Here is a 19330-nt window from a genome sequence, read left to right as displayed (position 1 = left end):
TAGCCTTGGGTTTCCTCCACTCGTTTCCACGGACACCGACCATGAAGAAGACCTATCACGGCAGCTGCCACTGCGGCAAGGTGCGCTTCCAGGCGCTCATCGACCTCGCCGCGGGCACCGGCAAGTGCAACTGCTCGATCTGCATGAAATCGCGCGGCTGGGGCGCCATCGTCAAGCCGGCCGACTTCACGCTGCTGTCGGGCGAAGAAGACCTGTCGAGCTACCAGTTCGGCTCGTTCAGCGCCGAGCACCTGTTCTGCCGCCATTGCGGCGTCAAGTCCTTCGGGCGCGGCAACGTGCCGGAAATCGGCGGCGCCTACGTCAGCGTGAACGTCTCCTGCCTGGACGACGCGACGCTCGAAGAGCTGGCCACCGCGCCGGTGCGCTACATGGACGGTCGCCACAACAACTGGTTCGAGGTGCCGGCGGAGGTGCGCTACCTCTGAGGTGACCGATGGCCCCCACGCTTTCGGCAGAGAATGCCCGTTGCTTCACCTGCTGCGAACGAAACCAATGAACGACGAACTCGAAGCCCGCATCCGCTCGGGCCAGGCGCTGTCCGAATCGATGGGCAACTTCCACGTGACCGGCTGGGACGCCGAGCACAAGACGCTGAAGGCCGCCTTCACCGTGCGGCGCGAGTACTGCCACACGAACGGCACGATCGCCCAGGGCGGCTTCATCACGGCCTGGCTCGACGCCGCCATGGCCCATGCGGTCATGCACGACACCGAGCAGTCGCAGACGGTCTTCAGCCTGGAGATCAAGGTGAGCTTCTACGAGAAGGTCGGTCCTGGCGAAGGCCGGGTGGAGGGGCGCGTGATCCGACGCGGGAAGCGCGTGGCGTTCCTCGAAGCGGCGCTCTACAACCCCGATGGGAAGCTGGCCGCCGAGGCCACATCGACCGGAATACTGGCGAGCCTCTAAAGCTACGCCCGCCCGACCTGGGCCTGTATCTCGCGGATCACTGCTTCCTTTTCCCGGTTGTAGACCTGCGGGTTGGCCGGGTCGATGCCGTGGGCGCGGTCCTTGGCTTCTTCGTACTTCTGGCGCAGGTCCGGGCGCCGGTCGAGCACTTCCATGAGCGCCAGCGAATCGGCATGCACCGGGTCGCCGCGATGGCAGATGTGCAGGTTGAGGTTGAACCTGCGCCCGTCGTGCAGCACGGACGCGCAGACGTAGGGCTTCTCGTCCGTGTCGACCCACACGGGGCGGCGGTGAAATCCGAGGGCCTCGAATTCCGACTGGGCCGTGCGCAGGTTCTCGCGCTGCGTGATCGCCGCGATGTCGACCATCGGCTTTCCTCGCAGCCCGACGATGGCCGTGCTCCCGATGTGCACGAGTTCCACGCCTTCGAGCTGCGCCTGCACGTGGCGCCGCACCTGCGCGAACACCTCGGCATACGCCGGGTCGTAAGGCAGGATGTGGCGCTGGTCCAGGCCCTCGTCGAAGGCGAGGAGTTTCATCGCACGATGCGCGCGAGCCAGGCCAGCAGCACGGCCACGACCTCGTCGCGGTTGGTTTCGTTGAGCGTCTCGTGGCGCGCGCCGCCGAACACATGGCAGGACACATCGCGCAGGCCGGCGTCGCGGTAGCGCTGCACCAGCGGGTAGAACCATTCGGCCTTGTTGCTGACCGGGTCCTGGTCGCCGGTGAACAGGTACAGCGGCAACTCGGGACGGATGCGCGTCTGCATCGCGGCAGGCGTGAGCTCGTCCAGGTTCGCGAACATGGTGCCCATGCCTTCCGCCGACACGGTGAAGCCGCACAACGGATCGGCAATGTAGGCATCGACCTGCGCCGGGTCACGGCTGAGCCAGTCGAAGGGCGTGCGCACATCGGGCAGCGCGGCGTTCATGTCTTCGAGACGGAAGCCGCTTTGCAGCGCGCCGCCCAGCAGGTCGAGCGCCGTGGTGCCCGACAGCACCGCGCCCGACAGCAGCTCGCTGTGCCGCACCAGGTAGTACTGCGTGGCGAACGAGCCCATGCTGTGGCCGACGAGGACCAGCGGCAACCCGGGGTGCTCGGCGCGTGCGTGGCGGCTGAGCAGCGCCATGTCGTCCACGAGGCCGGCGAATCCGCGCGGGCCGAACTCGCCGAGTTCGTCGCGCGCGGCGGCGCCCGGGCCGTGGCCGCGGTGCTCGTTCGCGTAGACGACGTAGCCGGCCTGCGTGAGCGCATCGGCCAGCGGCCGGTAGCGCAGCGAATGCTCGCCCATGCCATGTGCCAGCTGCACGATGGCGCGCGGCGCGGTGCCCTGCCAGCGGTGGGCCTCCACCGGATGGCCGTCGTTGGCGGTCAGTTCGAAGTGGGTCTCGGTGCTCGGCATGCGGGGTCCTCCAGGGAAGTGGATCTGCATCCTAATCGTTGACGGCCCGCAGCATGGCCTTGCGCAGCCACGCCTGCGCCGGGTCCTTGTCGGTCACTGCGCGCCAGGCCATCCGCAACTGGTAGCTCGGGCTGTCGAAGGGCAGGGGCTCGCAGCGCAGGCCGCTTTGCGCCGACAGCGCCAGCGCCACGTGCTCAGGCACCGTGGCCAGCAGGTCGGTGCCCGCCAGCACGGCGGGCAGGCTGCCGAACTGCGGCACCGAGAAGAGCACGTCGCGCTGGCGCCCGAGTTCGCCCAGCGTTTCGTCGACGGTGCCGCACAGGTCGCCGGCATAGGTCACGAGCAGGTGGCGTCGGCGGCAGTAGTCGTCGAGCGACAGCCTGCCTGGCGCGGTGTCGGCGCGGAGCACGGCAAAGCGCGCGGTGCGGACCTTGCGCACCTTCGCATCGGCGGGCAGGTCTTTCAGGAACGACATCACCGCGCTGACACGGCCCTGGTCGAGGTAGCGCATGGCGTTGCGGTAGCAGACGGTGAGCGTCACCAGCTTGGCGCCGGGCACCTCAGTGCTCAGAGCGCGCAGCAGGCGGGGCAGCATCGCGATCTGCAGGTCGTCGGTCAGGCCGATGCGGAACACCGGCGCGGCGCGCGCCGGTTCGAAGTCGGCCTGCGCGCGGAACGTGGCCTCGATCTGCGCGAGGGCGGGGCCCAGGCCCTGCATCAGGGCGAGCGCCCGTGCGGTGGGCTCCATCACGCGGCCCTGGCGCACCAGCAGCGGATCGCCCGTGAGCTCGCGCAGTCGCGCGAGCGCATGGCTCACCGCGGGCTGGCCGAGGTTCAGCCGCTCGGCGGCGCGGCTGACGTGGCGCTCGCGCATGAGCGCGGCCAGCACGGTGAGCAGGTTCAGGTCGATGCGGTTGAGTTCGATGGGTTTCATCGGGGGTCGGGGCGTTATCGATGGTGCGCATAGCGACTATCCCGCGAATCGATTTCCTTGATGCCGCTGCGGCCTCTAGATTGAAGCCATCGGTCATTCAGGAAAAGAAGGAGAGTTGTCATGAGCAGGATGGTTCGCTTCCACGCATTCGGTGGTGCCGAGGTTCTGAGGCTCGAAGAGGTCGCGGTGCCCGCGCCGGGCATTGGCGAGGTGCGCATCGCGGTGCAGGCCATCGGCCTGAACCGGGCCGACGCGTTGTGGCGCGAGAAGCTGTACATCGAAGACGCGACGTTGCCGGCAGGGCTGGGCAACGAAGCCGCTGGCGTCATCGACGCGGTGGGCGAGGGCGTCGACGGGCTGAGTGTGGGCGACAAGGTCGCGGTGCTGCCGGGGGCGAGCCAGGGGCTGTATCCGACCTACGGCGACCGCATCCTCTTTCCGGCCGCGCACGTGGTGCGGTATCCCGCCAACCTGTCGGCCGCGCAGGCTGCGGGCGCCTACATGGCCTACCTCACGGGCTACTTCCCGATGTTCGAGATGGCACGGCTGCAGCGCGGTCAGGTGATGCTCGTCACCGGGGCGTCATCGGGCACCGGCATCGCGGCGCTGCAGATGGCGCGCGTGGCGGGCATCGTCGCCATCGCGGTCACGCGCACGGCCGCCAAGCGCGACGCGCTGAGGGAAGCGGGCGCGACGCATGTGGTTGTGACGGACGAAGAAGACGTGGTCGAGCGCGTGTTGACGCTCACCGAGGGCCGCGGTGTCGACCTGGTGTACGACGGCGTGGGCGGCGCGCAGGTCGAGCGGCTCGGCGATGTGGTCGCGCATCGCGGGTGGTACGTGCTGTACGGCCTGTCGGGTGGCGCCGAATTCAAATTTCCGGTGGTGGCGCAGTTCCGCAAGAGCTGGCGCTTCCACGTCTACAAGGTGCTGGAGCACACGGGTGCCGCCACCATGGGTTTGCCGCGCGACGCGGCCGCATTGGGTCGCGCGCTGGCCTTCATCGATGCAGGCCTTGCCGATGGCACGCTGCATGTGCGCATCGACCGGAGCTTCGCGTTCGACGACGTGGTGCAGGCCCATCGCTACCTCGAGCGCGCCGGGCATATCGGCAAGGTCGTGCTCGAGGTCTGACCGGCGCTCAGGCGGCGGAGGTCAGCCGGTACCAGGCCACCCCGTCGTCGGCGATGTCGCACGCGATCTCGCCGCGGTGGCGCAGGTAGTTGAGGCAGGCCAGGCTTTCCCCGGTGGCCATGCCCAGCAGCGGCACGTCGGATTCGGCGATGCTGCGCGCGAACAGGCTCGTGAACACATCGACCGCGCGCTTCGGCGTCTTCAGTGCGTTGCGCAAGCGGTCGAGCGAGCGCTCCTGCCCGTGCTGCAGCCGGTCGATGCGCGCATGCAGGCCACGGAAGCACTCGTTGTGCGACGGCAGCACCAGCACGTCGTCGGGTACTTCGCGCTTGAGCTTGGCGAGCGACGCCAGCCAGTCGGCCATCGGGTCGGCATCGGGTTCGACGGGCGAGACCGACACGTTCGACGAGATGCGCGGCAGGATCTGGTCACCCGAGATCAGCACTTTCAGGTCGGGGCAGTACAGGCACGCATGCTCGGGCGAATGGCCGTTGCCGGTGACGACGCACCAGTCGTGCGCGCCGATGCGCAACACCTCGCCATCGCGCAGGCGCCGGAAGCTGTCGGGCAGCGGGTGGATGTGCTTGCCGAAGTTGCCGAAGCGCGTGCGGTAGGTCTCGATGGCCGCCTCGCCCCAGCCGGCGCGGCGGTAGAAGGCGATGGCGTCGTCTGGCGCTTCGCGGCCGGTGTCGGACACCATCACGCGGCACATGAGGTATTCGGAGCGGGTCATCCACAGCCGCACGCCGAACTTGCGCGTGAGCCAGCCGGCCATGCCGACGTGGTCGGGGTGCATGTGCGTCACGAAGACGCGGGTGAGGCCGCGCGTGTCCGGCGAATTGGCGAACAGCTCGCGCCAGACCGCCACCGTTTCCTCGGTGCGCACGCCGGTGTCGACCACGGCCCAGCCGTCGCCGTCGTCCAGCGCCCACAGGTTGATGTGGTCGAGCGAATAGGGCAGCGGCATGCGGATCCAGTGGACCCCGTCGGCGACCTCGATCGACTTGCCGCGTGGCGGAAGCTGTGCAAAGGGATAAACGAGCTTGCCCTTGGCTGCTTCCGCCGACTCTTCCAAACCATCCATCGTGTTTCACCTCCAGAGGGATGAATTGTGAACCCGGCCGGCATTCGGCCCGGGTCACTTCGAAGACGATGGACGGCTGCGCTTACTTGCGGCGCGGGCGGGCGGCGCCCGGCGCCGAGGTTTGCGACGGGGCGGCGCCGCCGTCCACGCCCAGCCGGCCACCGCCGCCCAGGCCCTGGCCGCGCACCGTCTGCGCCTTGTAGTTGCGCAGCGAACGGACCATCTGGTTGAACGCGTCCATGAAGGCTGCCGCGATCACCTTGCCCTGCGCGGTGTTGGTGTAGCCACCGATGCCGCCGGCGCCGCCGCGGCCACCGAGGCCGCCGAAGCCCGCGAAGTCGGTCTTGGAGGCGCTGCCTTCGGCGGCAGCCACCTGCACGCCCGAGCGGTTGTCGATGAGCGTCAGCAGTGCGCTGGCTTCCTTGGTCTGCAGGCTGGCGCCGACAGCCGCGATGGCGCGGCCACGGCCGCCGCCCACGAGGCCGCCGAGCGCGCCGCCGATGCCGCCGGCGTCGTTGTTGCTGAACACGATCTCGGGCGACAGGCCGTAGTCGGAGGCCACCATCTGGCCGCGGCCGAAGTTGCTGCCGCCGCGCATCTCGCCCGATTGCATCAGCGCGCGTTCGCGCGTCATGGCGTTCATGCCGGCCGCGCCGCGCTCGACCACCACGAAGCAGTTCGACTGCTGCACCAGCAGGCGCAGCAGGTTGGCCGTGGGCGGCAGGCGGTATTCACCGGTGAGGATCGTGTACCAGCCGGCGTTGACGTTCTCGATCAGCGAGACAGTACCGAGCGGCGAGTCGCAGCGCTCGAGCTGGCTGCTCTCGCCCGAGGTGGCGCCGCCGGCGGCGCTGCCCGTGGCCGTGGTCTTGGCCGCCGGAGCGCCCATCTGCATGTCCATGGTCTGGCAACCGGAAAGCGCGAGCAGGCCCGCGAGTGCGCTGGCGAGAGAGAGTTTGGAAAAAGGCATGTCCCTGTCCATCAAATGAAAACAATGTGGCGTCCGCCCCACCGGCGGGCGCCGCGCCCGCGCGACGATACGGGCCGCCCGATGCGCGGGCCAGTGTCGAAAGTCACACGGTCAGGAACATTTGTGGCGCTTGTCGGGGCTTGGTTACAGTCCGAACTCCATTCGCAGGAGTTTTCAGATGGCCACAAAGAAGAGGAATATCGTGGGAGAAGCCGCCGTCGAGCTGACGACGCAGCAGGTGGCGCAGGCCCTGGCCATTGCCGGGGCGTCGGGCTACAGCGGCAGCGCCGATCCGTCGTTCGTGGGGGCGGTGCTGGTGGCGCTGGCGGTCAACACGAGTTCCGTCAGCGCGACCATCGACAGTGCGAAGAGCAGGGGCCCCGGCGTCGCCGGCGTGCTGCAGCACTGACCGGCCGGTGGGGCGCCGGCCTCCGGCCTGAACCGGCGCATTTTCAGGTCGTGTAGTCGCCGCTGGCTTCCGGCTGGAACAGCACGGCGATCACGCGCGCGCTGTGTTCGCCGCCGCCGGGCGTCTTCCAGCGCGCGACCGCACCGGTCTTCTGGCCGAGCAGGCCGATGCCGACGGGCGAGAACACCGAGATGAAGCCCGTGGTCGGGTTCGCGTCGGCGGGATAGCAGATCACGATCTTCTGCCGCTGTCCGGCGGGCAGGTCTTCGATTTCCACCTGGGTGTACATCGTCACGATGTCCGAGGGCATTTCGCGTGACGGAAGGATGTCGGCCGTGTCGAGCAGATCGACCAGGGCCGGGGGAAGAGGCGTGTCCGCGAATTTGCTGAGACGGACGTAATCGAGTTCGGTGAGCGTGCGCTCCCCGTGAACGGTTGAAAGCATGAAGCACTCCAGATGAACGCAACCCGCCTTTCCAACAGACAGGGTCGCTACCGCGCGGTGTGGTGCCCGGCGGTCAAGGTGTGCGCATCAAGAAGAAGGTAGCGGACCGCCGGGCTCAGGAATGTGCGGACGTGCGTCGGAGGACCGACGTGGCCGCCGCGACGACGGCGCCCACACGACGACCGGCCGCTGCCATGGGCAGGGCTGCGCGCGCAGGGTATCGACGGGGCGAGAGGAGAGCCATGGGGCGCGAGTGTAGGGGATTCTGGCCAGATTGGCCAATTATGGCCCTACGGGTGCAGCGAGGAATTGCCGTGGAATCTCTGGATTCAATCAGTAGAAAGCCCGAATTGAAATCAAGAGCCTGTGATTCGAGATGACGTGAATGAGTGATGGGAAAAGGGTGGGCAAGCACTCATATTTACCGGATTCTTTGCGAGTTCGATATTTCCCTGGTCACCGGGATTTCTCTGTGATTCATCGATGAATAATTTCTTTTGCCGCATCGAATGAGTGGTTTCAAATTAATTTTATGGATTCGGATTTATTGAGAATATTATTTGATGCATAAGGGGTGCGCCTGAGTTTGCTGTTGCTGTCATTCGATCTCAATTGTTTTGACTCTCTCAGAAGCTTGAAAGCTTCAATTGAAGGGGCTTCAGTTCGAACGAAATGGTGGATGCATTTTGTTTGTTCAATATGTCTCATTTGCGCATCCTCTGTTCTTTTGTTTGATTGCCATAAAAGCCCCGAGACATAAGAATTCAGTACGCAAAAATCTGAGTGGCCGATTGCCTTCAATTGCAAGCAATGTTGGCTATTTGTTTGCAATAAGAGGTTGATTGCAAATTTTGTGACGTGAATTTCAAATATTGTTAATTGGGGTTTGAATGACAGCATCCACATGGGACTTGTTCTTGTCGTCGTCGCGAGGCCGCGCAGGGGCGGTCCACCCGCTGATCCGCGCAGGCCTGGTCCTGCTTGCCGCAGGCGCCGCGACCGTCGCGTTCGCGCAACCCACCGCTTCGCTGGAGGCGTCGCGCGCACCTGTCGCGGCCCAGGCCGTGACCGTCGTCCTCGCCCAGTCGAAGGTGGTCAAGGGGCCCGACGGCAATGAGCAGTTCCAGGACGCGGCCACCATCAAGCCGGGCGACGTCATCGAATACAAGGCCACCTACACCAACAACACGGGCAAGCCGGTCAAGGGGCTGGTGGCGGATCTGCCGATCCCCGAGGGGCTGGAATACCTGCCGCGCAGCGCCAAGCCAGGCGCCAGCCTCGTGAAAGCCGCCACCAAGACCGCCGTCTTCGAGCCCGAGCCGCTCGTTCGCAAGCTGGCCAGCGGCAAGACCGAACCCGTTCCCTACAGCGAGTACCGCATGCTGCGCTGGAGCCTGGGCCAGTTGCCCGCCAACGGCAGCCTCGCCGTGAGCGCGCGCGCCAAGGTTGAAGCCGTCGTGCCGCCAACGGCGGCGCCCCCCACGCCCGCCACGCCGCCCCCGCGCGGCAAGTAAAGGCCGCGCCGGCCCTCGCGCGCTGCGCGAGGCGAGGGCGCCCGCCTCTTCCATCGATCTCTTGTTTCCGAGTGCCAGTCGGCAGGTACGCGTTCGCCCGTCGAAACGTATCGGCCAGGTTCGTTCGTGTTCCCGTTCATTGACAACAGAGGAGAAAACTACGTGATTCCCACCCAGCCAACCCAACGCGCCAGTGGCTGCAAGCCGTGTGCGCCCTGGGCAGGCGCTGCAGCGTTGACGCTGGGCTTCCTTTTCGGAAGCCCGGCTGCATTTGCCGCGTCGCCGCCCGCCAACACCGTCATCGGCAACCAGGCGTCCGCCAGCTATTCGGACGCCACCGGGACGACCCAGGTCGCCACCTCCAACCTGGTGCAGACCACCGTTCTCCAGGTGGGCTCGTTCACGCTCGACAGCGTCAACCAGATCACGACGACCGTCGTCAACACCAAGTCCGGCGCTGCCGGCGCCACGGTCTATGCGCCTCACGTGCTGACCAACACCGGCAACGGCGTCGACACCTTCGCCCTCACGGTCAAGGCCGATGCGGGCAAGTTCTCGCGCGTCGAGGTCTTTGCCGATGCCGACGGCAACGGGCTGCCCGACAGCACGACGGCACTGTGCTCGGCCACCGATGCGAACGTCTGCACGGTGACCCCGGCGCAGAGCGTGCCCGGCAACAACGGTGCGTTCCGCTTCGTCGTGGCCTACACGATCCCGGGCTCGGCCACCGGCGCCGGCAATTTCGATGCCGCAACGATCACCGCCACCCCGGGCACCCCGGCGCTGTACACCGCGCCGAACACCTCGGCGGCCGACAAGGACGAGGTCAAGCTGGCCACCGATGCGGTGTTCAACCTCACCAAGGTCATCGGCACTCCGTCGGTCGCAGCGCCGGGCAACGGCGTCTGGCCGACCGCGCCGGCCAGTGGGCCGAGCTCTTCCGCTGCCTGCACGGCCACGAGCTGGACGGCGGGTCTCGCGTCGAACGCGAACTGCCAGTACTCGGTCTACACCCTCACGTTCAACAACACGGGCGGCGCACCGGGCAAGTTCGCGCTGTCCGACGTGTTGCCTGCAGGTTTGACCTACGTCACCGGTTCGGCCGTGTGGAGCGGTGCGTCGGGTGCGGCGCTGGGTGACGGTGCGGGCGGTGATCCGTCGGGCATCGACTTCCAGGTGACCGGCAACACGCTGAATGCCGTGGTGGCTTCGCTGAGCCCGAACGTGACGCAAACGCTGAGCTTCGTGGTGCTGGTGAACAGCACCGCGGCGGTCGGTACGTCGACCACCACCAACGTGGCCCGCTACAACCCCGCGACCGCGCCGGCCGGCGTGACCGCGGCGTTGATCGGCACGGTCGGTTCGACCTCCAACCCGTCGGCGTACACCGTCCTGGCGCGTTTCGGCATCGTGGTGGGTTCCAACCCGTCCACGGCTGCAACGGCCCTCGACGCGACACCCGGCACACCGAACCCCGCCGGGCAAGATCTGACCACGAGGCAGTTGGCCGTTGCAGGCGGCAGCGTCCGGTTCCCGCAAACCGTGTTCAACACGGGCGGCGCCTCGGATGCCGTGAACCTGTCGATCTCCGCCAGCACCTTCCCGGCCGGCACGAGCTTCCAGTTCTTCGCGGCCGACAGCGGCGCACCGCTGCTGGACACGAACGGCGACGGCGTGCCCGACACAGGCCCGATTCCAGCCGGCGTGAGCCTCAACATCGTGACGCAGGTGCAACTGCCGCCGGGCACGGTGGGCGGCGCCTACGTGGCCACGGTGCTCGGTCGCTCCGTGAACGACAACACGAAGATCGATGCGACCGAAGACCGCCTCGAGCGCGTGATCGAGACCCTGGTCGACCTGACCAACACGAAGATTGGTACTGGCACCGGCAGCGTCGCCAACGGCGACCTCGGCGCGGGCCCCAGCCCGTTGCCAACGCAGGTTCATGACACGGGCGCCGGCACCGGCACGGTCTTCACGCTGTGGGTGAAGAACCATGACGTGATCGACGCGACCTACAACCTTGCCGCCAGCCAGACGACCGGTTTCCCGGGCGCGCTGCCGGCAGGCTGGACGGTCAAGTTCGTGGCGTTTGGCGGCACCTGTGCATCGCCGGCCATCTCGAACCTCGCGGTCATCGCCGGGGGGCAGCAGGCGGTCGAAGCGTGCGTCACGCCGCCTTCCTCGCAAGCCGCAGTCACTGCAGTGAAGATCTACTTCAAGGTGCAATCCACTGCGGTGGCCTCGACCGGCGGCATCGCTTCCGACGTCAAGACCGACGCCGTGACGGTGACCTCGACGGCCCTTCAGCTGGGCGCCTCGCTCACGCCGAACAACAACGGCCAGGTCGCACCCGGCGGCACCGTGGTGTATGCCCACACGCTGACCAACATCGGCGCCCAGAGCTGCGGCGTGTACACGCTGACAGCCAAGGTGCCTGCGGCAGATGAGGCGCAAGGCTGGACCACCGCGGTCTACCTTGACGTCAACGGCGACGGACAGATCGATGCTGGCGACACGCCGGTGAATGGTCCGCTGGCAAGCCTGCCGGCCCGTGCAGAGCAGAAGCTGCTGGTGCGCGTGTTCGCGCCGGGTGGCGTGAGCGCGGGTGTCAGCAACACCACGACGGTGACGGCCACCTTCACCGACCCGGCGCCCAACTGCGGTACGCCTTCGGCCACCGACATCACGGCCGTGATCACCGGCCAGATCCGCGTCCTCAAGACGCAGGCGGCCGACGCGACTTGCGACGGCGTGGCGGACACCGCGTTCACGGCAACGTCACTGCAGCTGAAGCCGGGCCAGTGCATCGTCTACCAGGTCGTTGCCACCAACGAAGGCGTCGTGCCGGTGACCAACATCGCCATCAACGACGCACTGCCGGCGTACACCGTCCTGAGCGCGAAGCAGCCTGCATTGCAGTGCGAAGCCCCGGGCATTGGCGGTACGGCGCCGGCCTTCGCATCGACCGCCACCGCGGTGAGCTGCGGCAGCGCGGCCAACACCGTGGCCCCAGGTGGAAAGGTCACGCTGACCTTCGCCGTGCAGATCAACCCCTGACCTGACATCGGCGCCGCCGACGGTTCCGCAAGGGCCGTCGGCTGTTTCCCGCGAGGCCCGGGTTTGCCCCGGTGCCTCGCCTGTTTCCCCTGCCGCTTTCGCGCACATCGCTGCATGCAAGCCGTGCCTTGCCGGCCTTCGAGGCGGCAGAGGAAAGAGCTCTTCGACTGTTTGACGTGTCTCCCGCAGCGGGAGGTGCCAGGGAAGGTTCACCGCGTGCCACTTCTTCTTTCTTCTTCGCGTGCCGGCATGCCTCGGTGGTGGGGCTGCGGGGCGCTCGCGCGCAGCGCGATGGCGGCCTTCGGTCTCGCACTCGCCACCGCAGTGGCACTCGCCATGTTCTTCGCACCGATCGTGCAGGCGGCGCCCGCGCCCGGCGGCGTCGTGATCCGCAGCATCGCGACGGGCACCTACGTCCCTGCCGGCCTCGACCGCAGCGAGACGGCCATCTCCAATGCCGTGACCGCCAGCGTGCTGCCCGTGGAGGCGCTGTCGCTCACGCAGGACCAGCGCGTGAACCGCCCGCCCGGGACCGTCGTCACGCTGAGCCACCTTCTCACCAACACCGGCAACGTGGCTTCGCGCTACACCCTGGGCCTCGTCAACGACGGCGCAGGGTGCCCGGCCGACGGGCTCGACCTGTCGGCGTTGCGCGTGGCGCGCGACGCCAACCACAACGGCGTCGTCGACGCCTCCGATCTCGTGCTGTTGCCCGGTGCCGCCGGCACGCTCGCGCTGGAGCCGGGCCAGACGGCCGAGCTGCTGGTGCAGGGCACCATTCCCGCCGCGGCCGGCGGCAGCGCCTGCGTGGTGCTGAGCGCGACCACCGCCCTGCAGGGCGCGAGCGCGAGCAATCGCGACACGGTGGACGTGGGCAGCGTCGCCGTGCTCGCGCTGGTCAAGTCGGCCAGCCATGCGGGGGCCATCGTGCCCGGCAGCACGCGCATCGACTTCAGCATCTCGGGCACCAACACCGGCGCGCGCGACGCGCAGCCCGGCGGCGCGGCCGCGCCCACCGGCACGCAGGTGCTGGTCAACGGCAGCCCGCGCAGCCTGCTGCTGCTGCGCGACCTCGTGCCCACGGGCACGCGCTACCTGTCTGGCAGCCTGCAGAGCACGGCGGCCGGCGCGGTGCGCCTGTTCCGCATGCCCGGTGACGCCGACTTCAGCTACCGCACCGCCGAAGACGGCGCGGCGATCGAAGTGGCCATCGGCGTGCCCACCGCACTCGCGCGCAACGCTTCCATCGCCATGCAGTTCGCGGTGCAGGTCAAGGCCGATCACACCGGCGACATTCGCAACACCGCGCACAGCCAGTACAACGACGGCGTCGCACCCGCCGCGTCGCCGTCGAACACCGTGGTGATCGCGGCGAGCCCGCCGCAAGGCCAGGGCCGCATCGGCGTCGCCAAGGCGGCCTCCACGCCGCGCATGCACCGCGGCGCGGACGGCCAACCCGACGGCACGGCCACCGTCACCTTCGACGTCCACGTGCGCAACTACGGCACGACCGCGCTGCACGGCGTGCAGCTGGCCGACCTGCTCGAAGGGCAGGGCGCCGCGCAGTTCGGCACCCGCACGACCGCCGCGGTGCCCGGCGCGCGCCAGTACGGCGTGGTGCCCGGAACCCTGGCCATCGTCGGAGGGCCAGGCAACGGCGTGGCCGGCACGGTGGCGGCTGTCAACGCCGCGTTCAACGGCACGGCCTCCGCGCAGGACCTGCTCGCGCCCGGTACGGTGCTGCCCGTGGGCGGCCAGTTCACTGTGCGTTTCGACGTGCGCTTCCACGTGTCGGGCCGTGCCGGCACGCTGCTCAACACCGTGCGCGCACAGGCCGCGTTCGCCGCCGGCGGCCCGCCCACCGTCTTCGACGACTCCGTCAACGGCAGCAACCCCGACGCCGACGGCGACGGCAACCCCGGCAACGACACCTCGCCCACGCCGGTGCAGCTGCAGCAGCCCGTGCTCTCGCTCGTGAAGAGCGTCTCGCAGCCGCGCCGCGTGGCGGAGGGCGTCTACGAGCTCGACTACCGTTTCAAGGTCGGCAACACCGGCGCGGCCCCGGCCCCGAACGTGCGCGTGATCGACAACCTCGATTGCACCTTCGACATGGACAAGCCCGAAGGCCTCGTCGCCGCCTGGGAACTCGTCGGCGCGCCGAAGGTGCGCAACGGCGTGCTGCAGATCGCATCCGGCTTCACCGGCCGCGCCGCCTGCGACCGCGAGGCTGCCGCCAGCGCCGACCCCTTCAAGCTGCCCATGCAGGCCGCACTCGGCCTCACCGACGGCAGCCGCGCGTTGGCACCCGGCCAGAGCGAAGACATCGAATTCACCGTGCGCGTCACCCGCAAGCCTTCGAGCAACGGCGCCCGCGTGCCGTTCACCAACAAGGCCTGGGCGGCCGCCTTCGAGCAGAACACCGCTTCTGCGTCGTCGGCCGCGCTCGTCACCGCGAGCGCCAGCAGCGCGTCCTCGATGCTGGCCGACCCGCAGGGCGTGGTCTACAACGCCGTCACGCGCCAACCGGTGGCCGGCGCCGTCGTCACCTTCACCCGCCAGTCGTGCAGCGACGGCGCTGCCCGGCCGATGGCCCTGGCCGAGGTGTTCGGCGGCGACAGCGGCGTCTACCGCGCCAACGCCGACGGCAGCCTGTCGATGACCACCGGCGCCGACGGCGGCTACCAGTTCTATTTCCTGTCGCCGCCGGTCACCGGCAGCTGCACCTATGCGCTGGGCGTGGCGCCGCCCGCGGGCAGTGCCTACGCGGCGCCTTCGCGGCTCATCCCCGCCACGCCCGGCACCTTCGACCGTTGCGGCGCCATCGTCCCGAACGCTGCGTCGCCGCAGGGCGCGGAGCCCACCACGCACCACTTCTCGCTCAAGGCCGGTTTCGAGCCCTCGGGCGCGGCCTGCGACGTGCTGCACAACCACCTCCCGCTCGACCCGGGCAACGTGCTTGGCCTCGTGCTGCGCAAGGAGGGCAGCAAGCGCCAGGTCGAGTTCGGCGATTTCCTCGACTACGCGCTCGTCGTCACCAACAAGACCGGCTTTCCCGTCACCGACCTCAGCCTCTCCGACCAGTTGCCGCCAGGCTTCGCCTACGTGGCCGGCAGCGCGCGGCTCAATGACGCGGCCACGGCCGATCCCGTGGGCGGGGCCGGTCCCCGGCTGGTCTTCAACCAGCCCGGCCTCGCGCTCGGCATCGACCAGTCCGCCACGGTGCGCTACCGCGTGCGCGTGGGTGTTGGCGCACCGACGAACGGCGATGCCGTCAACCGGGCCCGCGCCAATTCCGGCCCGATGCAGTCGAACCTCGCCCAATGGACCGTGCGCGTGACCGGCGGCGTGTTCTCCGACGACGCCTTCCTCTTCGGCAAGGTCTACATGGACTGCCGGCGCGACGGCCGCCAGCAGGGCGTCGACGAGATCGGCGTGCCCGGCGTGCGCCTGTACATGGAAGACGGCACGCACGTCATCACCGACGTCGAAGGCAAGTGGAGCCTGTACGGCCTCAAGCCCGTCACCCACGTGCTGCGGCTCGATGCCACCACGCTGCCCGCCGGCGCGCGGCTCGAAGCGCTCGACAACCGCAACGCCGGGCGCCCCGACAGCCGCTTCGTCGATCTCAAGAAGGGCGAATTCCACAAGGCCAACTTCGTCGTCACCAGCTGCGACGCACCGGCGGTGATGCGCGACGTCATCGCGCGGCGCGAGGCCATCGCCGCCGTGCCCGACACCGAGGCCGAAGCCCAGGTGCGCATGCGCCTGGACCCCGAAGGCCGGATCGTCCCCGTGGGCGACCGGCGTGCGCTGCCTGCCAGCGGCGAGGTGCGCGCGGGCGGCAGCACCGGCACCAGCACCACGCAGGCCAGCTCGGCGCCGCTGATCGCAATGCCCACCGCACCGGCGTCGCCCAGCAGCTTCATCGGCGGCGCGTCGGGCAGCCAGGGCAGCACGCTCGGCGCGGTGACCGGCGGCGCCGCGGTGGATGGCGCATCCCCCGTGGGCAGTCTTTTCTCCGGCATGCGCGTGTCCCGCGGTATTGCGCAGCCGACCGCCGCGGTGGTGCCGCCGCAAGCCGCCCTCAGTCCCATCGACCTCGAGGCCTTGCTGCCCCGTATCGAAAGCAACGCCCTCGGCTTCATCGACCTGCGCGACGGCGACACCTTGCCCTCGACCTCGCTCAACGTGCGCGTCAAGGGCGAAGCCGGCCTGGCGCTGCGCCTGAGCGTCAACGGCCAGGGCGTCGAGGAGCGCCGCGTCGGCAAGAAGACCGAGCAGGCCAGCCGCCGGATCGGCGCCTGGGAATACATCGGCATCGTGCTGCGGCCCGGCGTCAACCGCCTCGTGCTCGAAGCCGTCGATCCGTTCGGCAACGTGCGCGGCGCCGCCCAGCAGATCAGCGTCACCGCGCCCGACAAGCTCGGCGCCATCCACATCGACGTGCCGGCCTCGGCGCAGGCCGACCTGCGCACGCCCGTCGTCGTGAAGGTGCGCCTGACCGACGCGGCCGGCGTGCCCGTGACCGCGCGTACGCAGCTCACGCTGGAGACCGACCGCGGCCGCTGGCTCGACGAAGACCTGAACCCCGCCGAGCCCGGCACCCAGGTCTTCATGGACGGTGGCGTGGCCGACTTCCGCCTGCTGCCGCCCGGCGAACCCGGTGATGCCCGGTTGCGCGTGACGGCCGCGAGCTTCACGAGCGAGGCGCGCCTGGCGCTGCTGCCCGAGCTGCGCCCGATGATCGGCGTGGGCATCGTCGAAGGCGTGCTCGACTTCACCAAGCGCGGCCAAGTGCCGCTGGGCGCGATGCCCGCGGGCGCGGCCTTCGAGGCCGAGCTGTCCGGCCTGGCCGACGAGGGCAACGACAAGCGCCGCGCGGCTGCGCGCGCTGCGTTCTTCTTCAAGGGCGCCGTCAAGGGCGACTACCTGCTCACCGCCGCCTACGATTCCGACAAGACGCGCAAGGACCGCCTGTTCCGCGACATCCGCCCCGACGAGTTCTACCCCGTGTACGGCGACTCGTCCGCGAAGGGCTTCGACGCCCAGAGCACGCAGAAGCTCTACGTGCGCATCGACAAGAACCGCTCCTACCTGCTGTACGGCGACTTCAGCACCGCCAGCAGTGCCGAGGTGCGCAGCCTAAGCCAGGTCAGCCGCTCGCTCACCGGCCTCAAGCATGTCTACGACGACGGCGAGGTGCGCACCACCACGTATGCCTCGCGCACCGCGCAGACGCAGCAGGTCGAGGAGTTCCGCGCGGTCGGCACCTCGGGCCCGTACTACCTGGGCGCCAGGGGCGGCGAGTTCGTCGAGAACAGCGAGCAGGTCGAGATCGTCGTGCGCGACCGCAACCAGCCCGACCTCGTGCTGCAGCGCTCGACCGTGACGCGTTTCGTCGACTACACCGTCGAGCCGCTCACGCGCCGCCTGCTGTTCACGCGCGCCATCGCGTCGGTCGATGCGAACCTCAACCCGCAGTCGATCCGCGTCACCTACGAGGTCGACGCGGGCGGCCCCAAGTTCACCGTGGCCGGTGCCGACGTGCAGCTCAAGGTGGCCAAGAACCTGCAGGTCGGCGTGGTCGCGGCCATCGACGAGAACCCCGAGAACCGCCGCAAGCTCGGCGCCGTCACCGCCCTGGCGCGCCTGGGCGACCACACCACTGTCGCCGGCGAATGGGTGCAGACCGACTCCGACCACAACGGCAAGGGGAGCGGCGCCCGCGTCGAACTGCGCCACCAGGGCGAAGACCTGGCCGTGGCCGCGCTCGCGAGCAAGACCAGCACCGGCTTCGACAACCCCGGCGCGAGCTTCTCGGCCGGGCGCACCGAAGCCTCGGCGCGCGCCGAGTACCGGCTCGACGCCGCCACCGCGCTGCGCGGCGAACTGCTTTACGGCCAGGACGCCCTGCGCGAAGGCACCCGCCGCGGCATCACCGCCAGCGTGCAGAGAAAGTTCGGCGAGCAACTGGTGGGCGAGTTCGGCCTGCGCCACGGCCACAACGGCACCGGCCTGGGCAGCGGCTCGGGCTTCGACTACGGCCAGGTCTCCACCTACAGCGGCAACCTCGGCAGCGGCGTGGCCGCCAACAACGTCACCGCGCTCGGCGCGGCGGCCAATGCCGGCACCCAGGCCAACGCCAACGACGACGACCTGACCACCGTGCGCGCCCGCCTGTCGGCGCAGGTGCCGGGCGTGCCGCAAGCCAACGTGTTCGTCGAAGGCGAGCAGGACATCCGAAAGTCCGACCGCCACGTGCTCGCCGTGGGCGGCAACTACGCTGTCACCGACAAGACGCGCCTGTACGGCCGCTACGAACTGGTCTCCAGCCTCTACGGGCCGTACGAGCTGAACGCGGGGCAGTCGAACAACGTGGGCATCCTGGGCATCGAGAGCGCCTACATGGAGGGCGGGCGCGTGTACAGCGAGTACCGCCTGGCCGACAGCCTCGACGGGCGCGCCGCGCAGGCCGCCACGGGCGTGCGCAACACCTTCAGGGTCGACGACCACTGGCGCCTGACCGGCGGCGTCGAGCACACGCGCCAGATCGGCGGGCTGCGCAACAGCGGCAACAACGGCACCGGCCACGCCAGCGGCCTGGCGGGCGATTCCACCGCCATCACCGGCGGCGTGGAATACACCGACGCGCGCATCAAGGCCAGCGGCATCCTCGAAGGCCGCCACGGCGACGACGCCGACACGCGCCTGTTCAGCGCGGGCTTCGGCTTCAAGATCGATGCGTCATGGAGCCTGCTGGCGCGCAGCGTGATGAGCGCCAGCGAAGGGCAGGGCGCCAACGCCGGCAACGCGCACCACCTGGCGCGCCACCAGATCGGCCTGGCCTACCGTCCGGTGGACACCGACAGCTGGAACGCGCTCATGCGCTACGAGCGCCGTTCCGAGCGCGTCACCGGCACCGGCAGTTCGACCGGCGCACTCGACGGCGCGAGCGTCTTCGGTGCGGGCAACGGCAGCGCAGCGCTGCCCGGGCGCACCAGCGCCGACATCGTCTCGGCCCACCTCAACTACAACCCGCGCCCCGGCACCGTCATCAACGGGCGCTACGCCGCCAAGTGGTCGCGCGCCGACGACGGCCTGCTGCGCAGCACCTACTGGGCGCACCTGCTGCAGGCGCGCTACACGCAAGACCTCAACGACAGCTGGGACCTCGGCGTGCAGGCCGGCCTGCTGCGCGGCAAGGGCGGCGGCCTGCAGAAGACCTTGGGCATCGAAGTCGGCTACCAGGTCATGAAGGACCTGTGGGTGTCGGCGGGCTACAACTTCGTGGGCCTGAAAGACCGCGACCTGGCGGCCAACGACTACACGAGCAAGGGCGCGTACATCCGGCTGCGTTTCAAGTTCGACGAAACGGCGCTGGGTGCCGCGTCGGCGGGCGCGGCAGCCCCCGTGAAAGACGAGCGGACCGATCGATGAAGTCGCGGAGGAAT

The 19330-nt window shown here is 68.8% G+C and carries 13 protein-coding genes; 7 read left to right on the top strand and 6 right to left on the bottom strand.

The window, feature by feature from the left end; translation table 11 throughout:
* Positions 1-41 precede the first annotated feature (41 nt).
* Positions 42-446 (top strand): GFA family protein, encoded by a 405-nt coding sequence (locus tag ACAM42_RS19240; RefSeq protein WP_095950185.1) that lies wholly within the window; start codon positions 42-44, stop codon positions 444-446.
* Between the two features lie 67 nt (positions 447-513).
* On the top strand, positions 514-927 hold the full coding sequence (locus ACAM42_RS19235) for a PaaI family thioesterase (protein WP_099789819.1): 414 nt from the start codon (positions 514-516) through the stop codon (positions 925-927).
* Between the two features lie 2 nt (positions 928-929).
* On the opposite strand, the gene ACAM42_RS19230 is transcribed toward ACAM42_RS19235, so the two are convergent.
* Genes ACAM42_RS19230 through ACAM42_RS19220 form a run of 3 tightly spaced genes read right to left on the bottom strand, consistent with a single transcriptional unit; the run spans position 930 to position 3263 of the window.
* Complete coding sequence (locus ACAM42_RS19230) at positions 930-1466, bottom strand: GrpB family protein (protein ID WP_369629053.1); 537 nt, start codon at positions 1464-1466, stop codon at positions 930-932.
* A complete protein-coding gene (locus ACAM42_RS19225) occupies positions 1463-2329 on the bottom strand; it encodes an alpha/beta fold hydrolase (protein ID WP_369629052.1) in 867 nt (288 codons plus the stop codon). The genes ACAM42_RS19230 and ACAM42_RS19225 overlap by 4 nt, the downstream gene beginning before the upstream one ends.
* A gap of 31 nt (positions 2330-2360) precedes the next feature.
* A complete protein-coding gene (locus ACAM42_RS19220; protein ID WP_307588607.1) occupies positions 2361-3263 on the bottom strand; it encodes a LysR family transcriptional regulator in 903 nt (300 codons plus the stop codon).
* A gap of 120 nt (positions 3264-3383) precedes the next feature.
* Here ACAM42_RS19220 and ACAM42_RS19215 point away from each other — a divergent pair, with 120 nt between their 5' ends.
* Positions 3384-4397 carry a zinc-dependent alcohol dehydrogenase family protein gene (locus tag ACAM42_RS19215; RefSeq protein WP_369629051.1) on the top strand — a complete coding sequence of 338 codons (1014 nt, stop codon included), beginning with the start codon at positions 3384-3386 and terminating at the stop codon, positions 4395-4397.
* 7 nt (positions 4398-4404) lie between these two features.
* Here the strand turns inward: ACAM42_RS19215 and ACAM42_RS19210 are convergent, their stop codons facing one another.
* On the bottom strand, positions 4405-5481 hold the full coding sequence (locus ACAM42_RS19210; protein ID WP_369629050.1) for an MBL fold metallo-hydrolase: 1077 nt from the start codon (positions 5479-5481) through the stop codon (positions 4405-4407).
* 82 nt (positions 5482-5563) lie between these two features.
* Positions 5564-6451 (bottom strand): CsgG/HfaB family protein, encoded by an 888-nt coding sequence (locus ACAM42_RS19205; RefSeq protein WP_095950180.1) that lies wholly within the window; start codon positions 6449-6451, stop codon positions 5564-5566.
* Between the two features lie 178 nt (positions 6452-6629).
* Here ACAM42_RS19205 and ACAM42_RS19200 point away from each other — a divergent pair, with 178 nt between their 5' ends.
* Entirely contained in the window at positions 6630-6860 is a 231-nt protein-coding gene (locus tag ACAM42_RS19200; protein ID WP_062472430.1) for a hypothetical protein, read from the top strand.
* Positions 6861-6903: 43 nt separating this feature from the next.
* Here the strand turns inward: ACAM42_RS19200 and ACAM42_RS19195 are convergent, their stop codons facing one another.
* Complete coding sequence (locus ACAM42_RS19195) at positions 6904-7305, bottom strand: GreA/GreB family elongation factor (RefSeq protein WP_062472433.1); 402 nt, start codon at positions 7303-7305, stop codon at positions 6904-6906.
* An 890-nt stretch (positions 7306-8195) separates the two neighbouring features.
* Between ACAM42_RS19195 and ACAM42_RS19190 the strand changes: the two genes are divergently transcribed.
* The 3 genes from ACAM42_RS19190 to ACAM42_RS19180 all read left to right on the top strand — a co-directional run bounded on the left by ACAM42_RS19190 (position 8196) and on the right by ACAM42_RS19180 (position 19316).
* On the top strand, positions 8196-8819 hold the full coding sequence (locus ACAM42_RS19190) for a hypothetical protein (protein WP_369629049.1): 624 nt from the start codon (positions 8196-8198) through the stop codon (positions 8817-8819).
* Positions 8820-9053: 234 nt separating this feature from the next.
* A complete protein-coding gene (locus ACAM42_RS19185) occupies positions 9054-11879 on the top strand; it encodes a hypothetical protein (RefSeq protein ID WP_369629048.1) in 2826 nt (941 codons plus the stop codon).
* 216 nt (positions 11880-12095) lie between these two features.
* Positions 12096-19316, top strand: a complete 7221-nt coding sequence (locus ACAM42_RS19180) for a hypothetical protein (protein WP_369629047.1) — start codon at positions 12096-12098, stop codon at positions 19314-19316.
* Positions 19317-19330: the final 14 nt, after the last annotated feature.

Origin of the sequence: Variovorax sp. V35 (genome assembly GCF_041154465.1) — a bacterium.
GTDB lineage: Bacteria > Pseudomonadota > Gammaproteobacteria > Burkholderiales > Burkholderiaceae_C > Variovorax > Variovorax boronicumulans.
Note: the sequence above shows the minus strand (reverse complement) of the source record. Positions and strands in the feature narration are given on the sequence as shown.

Coding starts and splice junctions, on each gene's coding strand:
- ACAM42_RS19240 (WP_095950185.1), top strand. CDS start 42: ATGAAGAAGACCTATCACGGCAGCTGCCACTGCGGCAAGGTGCGCTTC.
- ACAM42_RS19195 (WP_062472433.1), bottom strand. CDS start 7,305: ATGCTTTCAACCGTTCACGGGGAGCGCACGCTCACCGAACTCGATTAC.
- ACAM42_RS19235 (WP_099789819.1), top strand. CDS start 514: ATGAACGACGAACTCGAAGCCCGCATCCGCTCGGGCCAGGCGCTGTCC.
- ACAM42_RS19200 (WP_062472430.1), top strand. CDS start 6,630: ATGGCCACAAAGAAGAGGAATATCGTGGGAGAAGCCGCCGTCGAGCTG.
- ACAM42_RS19190 (WP_369629049.1), top strand. CDS start 8,196: ATGACAGCATCCACATGGGACTTGTTCTTGTCGTCGTCGCGAGGCCGC.
- ACAM42_RS19205 (WP_095950180.1), bottom strand. CDS start 6,451: ATGCCTTTTTCCAAACTCTCTCTCGCCAGCGCACTCGCGGGCCTGCTC.
- ACAM42_RS19210 (WP_369629050.1), bottom strand. CDS start 5,481: ATGGATGGTTTGGAAGAGTCGGCGGAAGCAGCCAAGGGCAAGCTCGTT.
- ACAM42_RS19230 (WP_369629053.1), bottom strand. CDS start 1,466: ATGAAACTCCTCGCCTTCGACGAGGGCCTGGACCAGCGCCACATCCTG.
- ACAM42_RS19225 (WP_369629052.1), bottom strand. CDS start 2,329: ATGCCGAGCACCGAGACCCACTTCGAACTGACCGCCAACGACGGCCAT.
- ACAM42_RS19220 (WP_307588607.1), bottom strand. CDS start 3,263: ATGAAACCCATCGAACTCAACCGCATCGACCTGAACCTGCTCACCGTG.
- ACAM42_RS19215 (WP_369629051.1), top strand. CDS start 3,384: ATGAGCAGGATGGTTCGCTTCCACGCATTCGGTGGTGCCGAGGTTCTG.